General features: G+C 71.5%; 10 protein-coding genes. 7 read left to right on the top strand and 3 right to left on the bottom strand.

The genetic code is table 11. From position 1 onward, the window contains the following. The 3 genes from AADR41_RS38825 to AADR41_RS38815 all read right to left on the bottom strand — a co-directional run. Positions 1-1000: DUF5667 domain-containing protein (locus AADR41_RS38825; RefSeq protein WP_342286918.1), on the bottom strand; the 1000-nt coding region annotated here is incomplete at its 3' end. A 225-nt stretch (positions 1001-1225) separates the two neighbouring features. Further along, positions 1226-2002, bottom strand: coding sequence for an ECF subfamily RNA polymerase sigma factor, BldN family (locus AADR41_RS38820; RefSeq protein ID WP_266915138.1), 777 nt, complete (start codon positions 2000-2002; stop codon positions 1226-1228). 385 nt (positions 2003-2387) lie between these two features. Then, positions 2388-3341 carry an HAD family hydrolase gene (locus tag AADR41_RS38815; RefSeq protein ID WP_266690209.1) on the bottom strand — a complete coding sequence of 318 codons (954 nt, stop codon included), beginning with the start codon at positions 3339-3341 and terminating at the stop codon, positions 2388-2390. A gap of 148 nt (positions 3342-3489) precedes the next feature. Here AADR41_RS38815 and AADR41_RS38810 point away from each other — a divergent pair, with 148 nt between their 5' ends. The 7 genes from AADR41_RS38810 (at position 3490) to AADR41_RS38780 (ending at position 10765) form a co-directional block, all read left to right on the top strand. Then, entirely contained in the window at positions 3490-3765 is a 276-nt protein-coding gene (locus AADR41_RS38810; RefSeq protein ID WP_342286916.1) for a glutaredoxin family protein, read from the top strand. 272 nt (positions 3766-4037) lie between these two features. Continuing rightward, a complete protein-coding gene (locus AADR41_RS38805; RefSeq protein ID WP_342286914.1) occupies positions 4038-4805 on the top strand; it encodes a redox-sensing transcriptional repressor Rex in 768 nt (255 codons plus the stop codon). After that, positions 4802-6301, top strand: a complete 1500-nt coding sequence (locus AADR41_RS38800; RefSeq protein ID WP_342286913.1) for a glutamyl-tRNA reductase — start codon at positions 4802-4804, stop codon at positions 6299-6301. The genes AADR41_RS38805 and AADR41_RS38800 overlap by 4 nt, the downstream gene beginning before the upstream one ends. Then, the gene (gene hemC / locus AADR41_RS38795; protein WP_342286912.1) at positions 6298-7284 is read left to right on the top strand and encodes a hydroxymethylbilane synthase; all 987 of its coding nucleotides are present in this window, start codon (positions 6298-6300) and stop codon (positions 7282-7284) included. The genes AADR41_RS38800 and hemC overlap by 4 nt, the downstream gene beginning before the upstream one ends. Next, a complete protein-coding gene (locus AADR41_RS38790) occupies positions 7281-8951 on the top strand; it encodes a uroporphyrinogen-III synthase (RefSeq protein ID WP_342286911.1) in 1671 nt (556 codons plus the stop codon). The genes hemC and AADR41_RS38790 overlap by 4 nt, the downstream gene beginning before the upstream one ends. Before the next feature lie 157 nt (positions 8952-9108). After that, positions 9109-10113: a porphobilinogen synthase gene (gene hemB / locus AADR41_RS38785; protein ID WP_342286910.1), complete on the top strand. Its 1005-nt coding sequence runs from the start codon at positions 9109-9111 to the stop codon at positions 10111-10113. Between the two features lie 109 nt (positions 10114-10222). Beyond that, positions 10223-10765, top strand: a complete 543-nt coding sequence (locus tag AADR41_RS38780) for a hypothetical protein (protein WP_342286920.1) — start codon at positions 10223-10225, stop codon at positions 10763-10765. The last annotated feature ends 121 nt before the right edge of the window (positions 10766-10886 follow it).

The following is a 10886-nucleotide window of genomic DNA, read 5'->3' as shown; positions in this document are numbered from 1 at the left end:
AGCCCGAGGGACGGGGCGTGGCGCTGTCGCCCGTACGGCCCTGGGAGGCTTCCGGCGACGTGGGTGCGGAGGGGGCGGTGTGCGAGGGGCGGGTGCCCTGTTCCGCAGTGCCGGACCGCCGGGCGTCGCCGCTGCTGTCCGGGGTGCGGGGCAGCAGTGACTGGAGCGGCTGGACCTCTTCGTCTATGGCGTCGAAGACCGAGCTGACCTGGTCGCCGACGTCCGTCAGCTGTACGGGGAGCCGGTCGCGGAGGCTGGTCCAGCTGTCGCGGTGCGAGCGGGAGAAGGAGTCCAGGGTCTGGATGGGGCCGATGGCGCCGTTCTGCCGGTAGGCGGAGTGGAGCAGGCGGTGGCCCTCGCCGGCGTCGTGCATCATGCCGTTGAGCGTGCGCCTGACCTCGCCGAGCTGTTCGTGGTCCAGGTCGCCGGAGCGGGCGCGCTCCATCAGCCGGCGGGCCTCGCTGAGCCGGGTGGACGCCTGGTCGAGGTAGGCCTCGCCGCGGTCGGCGTCGCCGCTGGCCATGCCGAGGTGGATGTCCTCCATGCCACGCTTGAGCCCGTACAGCGAATCACCCGGCAGGGCGTCGGAACTGGCAGCGGCCACTCCGCCGAAGGCGCCCGCCGCCACACCGACGGTGAGTCCGCCGGCCGCGAGGCCCTTCGTCCAGCGTGAACGCGGACGCAATTTCCGGAGCGGGGAGGCCCGGTGGGCTCCCTTGGTCCGCTGTTCGGGCACCGTAGGGCCCGCGGACGCGCCGCCCTCGGTGAACATGGCCTCCATGGCGGCGACGAGCTGGGCTCGCTGCACCATTTTGACCTCGGGATCCAACTCCGGCCTCGGTACCTCACCGAGGCCGTTCGCCAGGGCCAACAACGGTCCGTGGTCGGCCGGTTCGGCCGGTTCCTCGGGCTGTGCGGCCGCCGCACCGCGGAGCGACTGCTCCTCCAGGGCCTGGGCGAAGGCGTTCGCCCGCCGGTGTGCCGAAACGTTTGCGATCACTGGCGGCACCTCCTCTCGTCATGACGGTCGACTCCCCTGGGGGTCCGGAAGGTTGCACACCTTGAGCGCTTCCACACGAATGAGTGAGTGTCGGCGGACATGGGGCGACGACAGGGGGCCTGCAACCGGCACAACGAGGGGCGCGGCACTTGGGTTACGCACGAAGGATGATCGGACCAGTGCGTGACGGTGGCGTTGCCGAGAGTCACTCGGCCGGGGGTGCGGTCAGCGGGCATCGTCCGGGAGGAGCCGGGCCAGCGTGCGGACGGCGCGGTACTGAAGGGTCTTGATCGCGCCCTCGTTCTTGCCCATGACCCGGGCGGTCTCGGCGACCGAGAGGCCCTGCAGGAAGCGCAGGGTCACGCACTCCTGCTGCTGGGGGTTGAGCCGGCGCACGGCCTGGAGCAGCGCGGCGTTGGAGAGGGACTCCAGGACGGAGTCCTCGGGACTGCGCTCGACCTCGTTGGCGTCGAGCATTTCGCCAGTGGTCACTTCCAGCCGGAAGCGGCTGGACTTGAAGTGGTCGGCGACCAGATTGCGGGCAATGGTGACCAGCCAGGCGCCGAAGTCGCGGCCCTGCCAGGTGAACGTGGAGATGCGGCGCAGGGCGCGCAGGAAGGTCTCACTGGTGAGGTCCTCCGCCGTCGCCTTGCCGCCCACGCGGTAGTAGATGTAGCGGTAGACGGTGTCGCTGTACTGGTCGTAGAGGCGGCCGAAGGCGTCGGCCTCGCCGGCCTGTGCGCGCTCGACGAGATCCATCATGCGCGCGCTGTCGCTGTCGGCGGTCGGCCGGCGAACGGTGGACGTGGTCGTTGCGCCGCGGTTGCTGCGTCTTCCGACCGCCGCACTGCGTTCGGCCAGGGCGTAGCAGGGGCCGGCAGGTGCAGGGGTGGCAAATGCGGGTACGGCGTACGCGGTGGGGACGAAGCCGCGCAAGCGGTCGGCGACCGATGCGCGCAGCGTAGCCAGGCCCGAGGCGTCAACCCCGACGTGTGGGTACACGGGACTCCCAGAGGCAGAGCTTCCATCACGTTCAGTGCGAAACCGTCACTCGTCGTGGTGAGTGGTGGGTTCCGGAATGCGTCTGAGGAGAATAACGCTTCGTACAGGCGGTGCTACACCCAGTTGCTCAAATCATCGATTACGTCGCTTCTGTAGCGACTAAACGGCGCATCAAGTAGCACATCGTGACCGCTTATTGATCGAATTACTTCGCTATCTGCCTGTCGGGGCGACGGGTTGTGGTCGTGTGCGAGCAACGCGACTGGCCGGAGCGGTCGGTGGGTAGGGCATCCTGATCGGCCGGCGGGGTCCGGGCGTGGCCGACCCGGCCCTCGGCGGGGGCCGGGACGGGGCGGGACGGGTGCGGGCCTGGACAGGCCGGGGTTCAGCGGCGGCGGCGGTGCAGGGCGACGGCGGCCGCGGTGCCTCCCGCGATCGCGCCGACACCGGCCGCGGCCGGGATGCCGACCTTGGCCGCCTTGCGGCCCGTCCGGTAGTCCCGCAGCCGCCAGTCGAGCGCGCGGGCGTGCTTGCGGAGCTTGGCGTCCGGGTTGATCGCGTACGGGTGTCCGACCAGGGACAGCATCGGGATGTCGTTGTGCGAATCGCTGTACGCCGCGCAGCGGTCGAGGTCCAGGCCCTCGGCGGCGGCCAGGGCGCGGACCGCCTCGGCCTTCGCGGGGCCGTGCAGCGGCTCGCCGACCAGCCGGCCGGTGTAGACGCCGCCGACGGATTCGGCGACCGTGCCGAGCGCGCCGGTCAGGCCGAGCCGGCGGGCGATGATCGTGGCGGTCTCCACCGGGGCCGCGGTGACCAGCCAGACGCGCTGCCCGGCGTCGAGGTGGGCCTGGGCGAGGGCCCGGGTGCCGGGCCAGATGCGGTCGGCCATGTATTCGTCGTAGATCTCCTCGCCGATGGACATCAGCTCGGAGACCCGGTGGCCCTTGACGATGGACAGGGCGCTGTCGCGGGCGTCCTGCATGTGTTCCGGGTCCTCGACGCCCGCGAGTCTGAACCAGGCCTGCTGCCAGGCGAACCGGGTCAGCTCGCGGCGCTGGAAGAACTTCCGCTTGTACAGGCCGCGGCCGAAGTGGAAGATCGCCGCGCCCTGCATGACGGTGTTGTCCAGGTCGAAGAAGGCGGCGGCCCGTTCGTCACCGACGACGGGGAAGGGTGCCTCCTCGGCCTCCGCCTTCGCGGCGGCGCCCTGCTCGGTGCCGGGGGGCTGATCGTCGGGGAGGGTGGATTTCCGCGCTGCCTCAGCTGCTGCCTCGCCGGCCAGCACGCTCCGTGCTGTCGCGGGGCGCCTACGGGGTGTGAGCCATCCAAGAGCGGCCATGTCGTGAGCATAGCCAGTCGGTTCGGCCCTTCCCGACCTGCCGGGATGCCGCGGCGTGAACTCTCGGCCGCCGATTTGTCGAAACGGGTGATTCCGGACGTAACGGCTCAAGGGTGGAACAGCTTCCCTCCCGGCGCAGAATGAAGGCATGAGTGCCCTGTTTAGACGTGCGAAGAAGAAGCCTGCGGACCGCGTGGTGACGCTGGTCGGGAAGCCCGGGTGTCACCTCTGTGACGACGCGAGGCGGGTGGTGCGGGAAGTGTGCGAGGAGACCGGCGCGTCCTGGGAGGAGAAGGACATCACCGTGGACGCGGAGCTGCACCGGGAGTACTGGGAGCAGATTCCGGTGGTGCTGATCGATGACGAACAGCACACGTTCTGGCGGGTGGACCCGGCGAGGCTGCGCGAGGCACTGGGGTCATGAGCGAAAGACGGTTACCATCGTGGGCGTTTTGAGTGCTCTCGGGGGAGTGGCTGTGAGGAGTGTGTGCCGCTTTGCCCCCTTCGGGCCCGCAACGGGCTGATGCGATCCTTGGTTCCGGGATCGCGCGACGAATGTGCGTGACCCCGGTCACTTTGACCGGACAAAACGGACACTATCTTTGTGCACGCGTTCACAAAGACATAGCCTGCATTCGACGGGGCGGTCTTGGGAAATACGGCCGCCTGCAGCCCCGCTCATCCCGCAGGAGCACCGTGGCAACTGGCCGAACTCACCGACCGGCGACCCGTAGCCGAGGAATTCCCGAGGCCACCGTCGCCCGACTTCCGCTGTATCTGCGCGCACTGACCGCGCTCTCCGAGCGCTCGGTACCCACGGTCTCGTCCGAGGAACTCGCCGCGGCGGCGGGGGTCAACTCCGCCAAGCTGCGCAAGGACTTCAGCTACCTCGGCTCGTACGGGACCCGCGGCGTCGGCTACGACGTCGAGTATCTCGTGTACCAGATCTCCCGCGAACTCGGGCTCACCCAGGACTGGCCGGTCGTGATCGTCGGCATCGGCAACCTCGGCGCCGCCCTCGCCAACTACGGCGGGTTCGCCTCCCGCGGCTTCCGGGTCGCCGCGCTGATCGACGCCGACCCCGCGATGGCCGGAACGCCGGTCGCGGGCATCCCCGTGCAGCACGCCGACGAACTGGAGCGGATCGTCGGTGACAACGGCGTGTCGATCGGTGTCATCTCGACCCCGGCCGGTGCCGCGCAGCAGGTCTGCGACCGGCTCGTCGCGGCGGGCGTCACCTCCATCCTGAACTTCGCGCCGACCGTGCTGTCCGTGCCCGACGGCGTCGACGTCCGCAAGGTCGACCTCTCCATCGAGCTCCAGATCCTCGCCTTCCACGAGCAGCGCAAGGCCGGCGAGGACACCACCGAGAGCAGCCCGGACCCGGCCGCACCCCCGGTGCGTTCGGCCTCCGGCGGCCGGAAGGGACCTGACGGGGACATGCCCGCCGTGATGCCCGCATGAGCCTTCTCGTCGTCGGACTGAGCCACCGCAGCGCCCCGGTCTCCGTACTGGAGCGGGCCTCGCTGCCCGCCGAGGCACAGGCCAAGCTGCTCCAGGACACGCTCGCCGCGGAGCCCGCGGTCGAGGCCGCCGTGCTGGCCACCTGCAACCGCATCGAGCTGTACGCCGACGTGGACAAGTTCCACGCGGGCGTCGCCGAGCTGTCCACGCTCCTCGCCCAGCACAGCGGCGTCGGGCTGGACGAGCTCACTCCGTATCTCTATGTGCACTACGAGGACCGGGCCGTCCACCACCTCTTCTCGGTGGCGTGCGGGCTGGACTCGATGGTCGTCGGCGAGGGCCAGATCCTCGGCCAGATCAAGGACGCGCTGGCGCTGGGGCAGGAGCTCCACACCGCCGGCCGGCTGCTGAACGACCTGTTCCAGCAGGCCCTGCGGGTCGGCAAGCGGGCCCACAGCGAGACCGGGATCGACCGGGCCGGGCAGTCGCTCGTCACCTTCGGTCTCGAACAGCTCGCGGCCGGTACGGACGTCGCCGGCTGGGCCGCGGGCAAGCGCGCGCTGGTGATCGGCGCGGGCTCGATGTCCTCGCTCGCCGCCGCCACCCTGGCCCGTACCGGCGTCGCCGAGATCGTCGTCGCCAACCGGACCCGGGCCCGCGCCGACCGGCTCGTCGAGATCCTGGTCCAGCCCGGGGGCACCGGCGTGGCCGCCCGTGCCGTGGAGATGGCCGCGGTCCGCGACGAACTGACACGTGCCGATGTCGTCGTCTCCTGCACCGGTGCGACCGGTCTGGTGCTGACCGCGGAGGCCGTCGCCACCGCGCTCGGACTGGACATCGACGATGCCCCGGAGACGCCCGCCGCACCCGCGGTGCCCGCTCCCGCCCCGGCCGATGCCGACCGGCACGCCGCCTGGGTGGAGAACGGCAGCGCCGGTGCGGTGCGCCAGGCGGTCCGCCGGGCCACCGTGCCCGCCCAGGGCGCCGGCCCCGTACGCCTGGCCCTGCTCGACCTCGCGATGCCGCGTGACATCGACGGCGGGGCCGCCCGGCTCGACGGTGTGCGCCTCGTCGACATCGAGTCGCTCGCGGAGGCGTCGGCGGACGCCCCGATGGCGGCCGACGTGGACCAGGTGCGCACCATCGTCGCCGACGAGGTCGCCGCCTTCGGCGCCGCTCAGCGCGCCGCCCACATCACCCCGACCGTCGTCGCGCTGCGCACGATGGCCGCCGGAGTGGTCGCGGGCGAGATCGCACGGCTCGACGGACGCCTCCCCGACCTGGACGAGAAGCAGCGCGCCGAGATCACGCAGACCGTGCGCCGCGTCGTCGACAAACTCCTGCACGCGCCCACCGTGCGGGTCAAGCAGCTCGCCAGCGAGCCCGGCGGTGCCGGGTACGCCGATGCGCTGCGGGAACTCTTCGACCTCGACCCGCAGACGGTCGCCGCCGTCTCCCGGGCAGACCTGAACGACCCGAATCGAGGGCGGTCATGACCGACAACTCAACCCCGGTCGCGGGGGCCGACAAGCCGCTGAGGCTCGGCACCCGGCGCAGCAAGCTCGCCATGGCGCAGTCCGGCATGGTCGCCGACGCCGTCAGCGAGGTGACCGGGCGCGCCGTCGAGCTCGTCGAGATCACCACGTACGGCGACACCTCGCGGGAGCACCTCGCGCAGATCGGCGGCACCGGTGTGTTCGTCGCGGCGCTGCGCGACGCGCTGCTGCGCGGTGAGGTGGACTTCGCCGTCCACTCGCTCAAGGACCTGCCGACCGCGCAGCCCGAGGGCCTCGTGCTGGCCGCCGTGCCGGTGCGCGAGGACCCGCGCGACGTACTGGTGGCGCGGGACGGGCTGACCTTCGAGCAGCTGCCGTCCGGCGCCCGCATCGGTACCGGCTCGCCGCGCCGCATGGCGCAGCTCAACGCGTACGCCCGTAACCACGGCCTCGACATCGAGACGGTGGCGATCCGGGGGAACGTCGATACGCGTATCGGATTTGTCCGGAGCGGTGAGCTGGACGCGGTGGTACTCGCCGCGGCCGGTCTCAGCCGCCTCGGCCGGACCGGTGAGGTGACCGACTTCCTGTCGGTCGACACCGTCCTGCCCGCTCCCGGCCAGGGAGCACTGGCGATCGAGTGCGCTGCGACCAGCGCCGACCTCGCCGCCGCGCTCGCCGAGCTCGACGACCCGTACACCCGGGCCGCCGTGACCGCCGAGCGTGCCCTGCTCGCCGCCCTGGAGGCCGGTTGCTCCGCACCTGTGGGTGCGCTGGCCGACCTCCTGGTCGACGGACAGGCTGTCAACGAACTGCGCCTGCGCGGAGTCGTCGGTTCCACCGACGGTTCCTCGCTGGTGCAGCTGTCCACCACCGGTCCCGTTCCCACGTCGCAGGACGACGCGGCGGCCCTCGGTCGCGAGCTCGCGTCCGAGATGCTTGCCAAGGGTGCGGCCGGTCTTATGGGGGAGCGAGCACTTTGAGCCCCACCGGCCCCGCCGCATCCGACTTTCCGGCCCTGTCCGCACAAGGGCACGTCACCTTCCTCGGCGCCGGTCCCGGCGACCCGGGACTGCTGACTCTGCGCGCCGTCGAGGCGCTTGCGAGCGCGGACGTCCTTGTCGCCGAGCCGGACGTCCTCGGCGTCGTTCGCTGCCATGCGCGGGCAAGCGTAAGCACACCTGAGCTGACGGTTGTTGACGCGCAGTCAGCAGCCGCCGGTGTGCCCGTTCTCAGGGACGCGGCCAATCTTGTCATGGAGGCAGTGAAGGGCGGCAGGCGGGTCGTCCGTGCCGTCTCGGGCGACCCGGGACTGGACGGGAGCGCGGGCGCCGAGATGCTCGCCTGCGCCGCCGCCGGCATTCCCTTCGAGGTCGTGCCGGGCGTCGCCAACGTCGTGGGTGTGCCCGCGTACGCCGGTGTGCCGCTGCGTGACGCGCAGGGCGCGGACGTCAGGTTCGTGGACGCCCGCACCGCCTCCGACCGCTGCTGGACCGAGGTCGGCGCGAGCGACGCCACGGCCGTGATCTCGACGACGCTCGACTCGGTGGCCGCGGCCGCCGGTGAGCTGGTCTCGGCGGGCCGCAAGCCCGACACCCCGCTGACCGTGACGGTCGCCGGCACGACGACCCGCCAGCGCACCTGGACGGCGACCCTCGGGACGATCGCCCAGGTCCTGAAGCAGGCGAAGGTGCTGCCGTCGCCGGAGGGCCACCGGCCCGTCATAGCCGTGGTCGGTGAGCGCAGCTCCGCCGCCCAGCGCGACCAGCTCGCGTGGTTCGAGTCCAAGCCGCTGTTCGGCTGGAAGGTGCTCGTACCGCGCACGAAGGAGCAGTCCGCGTCGCTCTCCGACCAGCTCCGTTCCTACGGTGCCGTGCCGCACGAGGTCCCGACGATCGCCGTCGAGCCGCCCCGTACGCCCCAGCAGATGGAGCGTGCGGTCAAGGGGCTGGTCACGGGCCGCTACGAGTGGATCGCCTTCACCAGCGTCAACGCCGTGAAGGCCGTCCGGGAGAAGTTCGAGGAGTACGGGCTCGACGCCCGTGCCTTCGCCGGGATCAAGGTCGCGGCCGTGGGCGAGCAGACCGCCGCCGCGCTCGTCGACTTCGGTGTGAAGCCGGACCTGGTGCCGTCCGGCGAGCAGTCCGCCGCCGGTCTGCTGGAGGACTGGCCGCCGTACGACCCGGTCTTCGACCCGATCGACCGGGTCTTCCTGCCGCGCGCCGACATCGCCACCGAGACGCTGGTGGCCGGGCTCATCGAGCTGGGCTGGGAGGTCGACGACGTCACCGCGTACCGCACGGTCCGCGCCTCGCCGCCGCCCGCCGACACGCGCGAGGCCATCAAGGGCGGCGGTTTCGACGCGGTGCTCTTCACCTCGTCGTCGACCGTGCGGAACCTGGTCGGCATCGCGGGCAAGCCGCACAACGTGACGGTGATCGCGTGTATCGGCCCGGCCACCGCGAAGACCGCCGAGGAGCACGGCCTGCGGGTCGACGTCCTGTCCCCGGAGCCCTCGGTGCACAAGCTGGCCGAGGCCCTCGCCGAGTTCGGCGCGCGGCGCCGGGAGGCGGCGAAGGAGGCCGGTGACCCGGTGACGCGGCCGAGCGAGCGGCGTCCCGGTGCGCGGCGGCGTCGTACGACGACCTGAGCCGCGCGTCCGAGGGCGTCTCGGACTGTGTTTCGGAGTGTGTGAGGGGCCCGGTCGCTTCGGCGGCCGGGCCCCTGCCCGTTCCGAGGTGCTCTCCCGGCCTTTCCCGGCACGGGTGTCGGTAAGACGGTGATGTGTACGGGTCTAATCTCGAAGGATGACTGTGTACGGAAACTTCCCCGGCTCCCGCCCCCGGCGGCTGCGGACGACCCCGACGATGCGGCGGATGGTCGCCGAGACACGGCTCGACGCGGCGAACCTGATCCTGCCCGCGTTCGTGCGCGAGGGCATCGACGCCCCGGTCGCCATCTCGACCATGCCCGGCGTGCAGCAGCACACCCTGGACACCCTGCGGAAGGCCGCCGTCGAGGCGGTGTCGGCCGGGGTCTCCGGGATCATGCTCTTCGGCGTTCCCACGGACGAGAAGAAGGACGGCCGGGGCACGGCGGGCACCGACCCGGACGGCATCCTCCAGGCCGGGCTGCGCGCGGTGCGCGCGGAGGTCGGTGACGATCTCGTCATCATGTCCGACCTGTGCCTGGACGAGTACACCGACCACGGTCACTGCGGTGTGCTGACCGAGGACGGCCGGGTCGACAACGACGCGACGCTGGAGCGGTACGCCGAGATGGCCCAGGTCCAGGCCGACGCGGGCGCCCATGTGGTGGGCCCCAGCGGCATGATGGACGGCCAGGTCGGCGTGATCCGTGACGCGCTCGACCAGACGGGCCACGAGGACGTCTCGATCCTCGCCTACACCGTGAAGTACGCCTCGGCGTTCTACGGGCCGTTCCGCGAGGCGGTCGGCTCCTCGCTCAGGGGCGACCGCCGGACGTACCAGCAGGACCCGGCGAACGCCCGCGAGTCGATGCGCGAGCTGGCGCTCGACCTCGCGGAGGGCGCCGACATGGTCATGGTGAAGCCGGCCGGTCCGTACCTCGACATCCTCGCGAAGGTCGCCGACGCGGTGGACGTGCCGGTCGCGGCGTACCAGATCAGCGGTGAGTACGCGATGATCGAGGCCGCCGCCGAGAAGGGCTGGATCGACCGGGACGCGGCGATCATGGAGAGCCTGACCGGCCTTCGCCGGGCCGGGGCGCAGATGATCCTGACGTACTGGGCGACGGAGGCCGCGCAGCGGCTGCGGCGGTCCCAGGCGTAGGAGCGGGCGCGGGGTCCGATCGTTCGGCGCTCAGTGTTCTATGTTCCGCGCCTGGTTTTCGGTGTTGGGCGTGACGGCGTGCCGTCATCGGGAGGAGCAAGTCGTGGCCATGGTGGGCCTGTTCTGGATCGCCGAGGGCGACGTGTACGTGGGCGCGAAGCCGTCCGGTTCGGGACCGGGGGTGCGCCTGACGCCCGAGGGCGTGGTGGCCCTGGGGGACGGGCAGTCCGGCCTCTATCTGTGGGAGGACGTACGGGCCCTCACGGTGAGCGACCTCCCCGTGAAGTCCCTGAAGCGGCAGGTCGGCGCGGTCAAGGACGTGGCTCTGGGCCTGGTGGTGAACCTGGTTCTGCCCATGGGGCCGGGCCGGGTGGACGAGGCCTCGGCGCTGATGACGGTGCGCGTGGAGTCGTCCGGTGGCGAGTACGAACCGACGGCGTACGTCGCCGCGGCCAACGGCTACCCGCAGACCGAGATCGACCTCTCCCGCGCTCTCCTGGCCCGCCTCACGGAGGGCGCCGCGACGATGTCGACGACGCTGGCCGCGATGTCGGAGTGGGGCCGTGCGTCCGGGGGCACGACGCCCCGGGGCGCGGAGCGGGAGAGACTGCTGCGGGAGTGGACGGGTGCGCCCGAGGGCCTGCCCGGCTGAGCCGTACGTCTGCCGGGCCGAGTTGTATGCCTGCCCATCCGGGCGGGCTTTGTGGCCGATCGAGCCGTTTGCCGTTGTTCAGGGCCTGTCCGTCCCCGGCCGGGGACGGACAGGCCCAGAA

Source organism: Streptomyces sp. CLV115, assembly GCF_038448545.1.
GTDB classification, from domain to species: Bacteria; Actinomycetota; Actinomycetes; order Streptomycetales; family Streptomycetaceae; genus Streptomyces; species Streptomyces sanglieri.
Note: the sequence above shows the minus strand (reverse complement) of the source record. Positions and strands in the feature narration are given on the sequence as shown.

Coding starts and splice junctions, on each gene's coding strand:
- AADR41_RS38800 (WP_342286913.1), top strand. CDS start 4,802: ATGAGCCTTCTCGTCGTCGGACTGAGCCACCGCAGCGCCCCGGTCTCC.
- AADR41_RS38810 (WP_342286916.1), top strand. CDS start 3,490: ATGAGTGCCCTGTTTAGACGTGCGAAGAAGAAGCCTGCGGACCGCGTG.
- hemB (WP_342286910.1), top strand. CDS start 9,109: ATGACTGTGTACGGAAACTTCCCCGGCTCCCGCCCCCGGCGGCTGCGG.
- hemC (WP_342286912.1), top strand. CDS start 6,298: ATGACCGACAACTCAACCCCGGTCGCGGGGGCCGACAAGCCGCTGAGG.
- AADR41_RS38815 (WP_266690209.1), bottom strand. CDS start 3,341: ATGGCCGCTCTTGGATGGCTCACACCCCGTAGGCGCCCCGCGACAGCA.
- AADR41_RS38780 (WP_342286920.1), top strand. CDS start 10,223: ATGGTGGGCCTGTTCTGGATCGCCGAGGGCGACGTGTACGTGGGCGCG.